Below are 932 nucleotides of genomic sequence, written 5' to 3'. Positions count from 1 at the left end.
ACTAGAGGTGTTTATGAGCAAAGGCAAACGGTATACCGAAGAATTCAAGATTGAAGCCGTCAAGCAGGTCACCGAGCGCGGTCACTCTGTTTATGACGTCGCTGATCGTCTGGGCATTTCCGTCAAGTCACTTTACGACTGGCGAGCTAAATACGGTCAGGATAATAAAACCAATAAATCCTCCGATGAACAACTGCGCATAGCAAAGCTTGAGGCCGAGCTAAAACGCGTTAAGGAGGAACGGGATATATTAAAAAAGGCCGCAAAGTACTTTGCAGGCGAGTCCGAGTAAAGTACGCCTTTATCCGTGATCATCAAAGTCAGTTCTCTGTTTCGGCCATGTGCCGGGTGTTGAAATTGAACCGCAGTGGTTTCTATGCCTGGCTAAAGAAACCTTTGAGCGATCGAGCCATAGAAGATGCGAGACTTTTAAAACGCATCAAAGCGTTCTTCATTGCCAGTGGTGGCACTTACGGCAGCCCCTGGATCCACAAAGACTTACGTGAAGCCGGTGAAAAATGCAGTGTTCATCGTGTTGCTAAGATCATGCGACTCAATAAGCTCAGAGCTCAAATTGGTTATAAACGCCGGCATATAAAAGGCGGCAAGCCTGGCCGGGTTGCAGACAATGTCTTAGAGCGGCAGTTTAACCCGAAAGCGCCGAATACCTCGTGGGTAAGCGACATTACCTACGTGCGCACTTACGAAGGCTTTCTTTACGTGGCAACGGTTATCGACTTGTTTTCCAGACGTGTTGTTGGCTGGTCAATGGACAAAAACATGGATAAACACTTGGTTATCAGGGCCCTGCTCATGGCGGTTTATCAACGACGCCCGAAAGAGAAAGTGTTGGTGCACAGCGATCAGGGCAGCCAATATGGCAGCTCTGATTACCTGGCATTCATGAAAGAGCACAACCTAATACCATCGAT

At 48.0% G+C, this 932-nt stretch carries 2 protein-coding genes; both read left to right on the top strand.

The window, feature by feature from the left end:
* On the top strand, nt 1-292 hold a 292-nt coding region (locus ACP7FG_RS12975), incomplete at its 5' end, for a transposase (protein WP_439226622.1).
* On the top strand, nt 250-932 hold a 683-nt coding region (locus tag ACP7FG_RS12970), incomplete at its 3' end, for an IS3 family transposase (protein ID WP_439226623.1). The genes ACP7FG_RS12975 and ACP7FG_RS12970, both read left to right, overlap by 43 nt.

This window comes from Idiomarina sp. ST10R2A5 (genome assembly GCF_051842325.1).
GTDB classification, from domain to species: Bacteria; Pseudomonadota; Gammaproteobacteria; order Enterobacterales; family Alteromonadaceae; genus Idiomarina; species Idiomarina abyssalis.
Note: the sequence above shows the minus strand (reverse complement) of the source record. Positions and strands in the feature narration are given on the sequence as shown.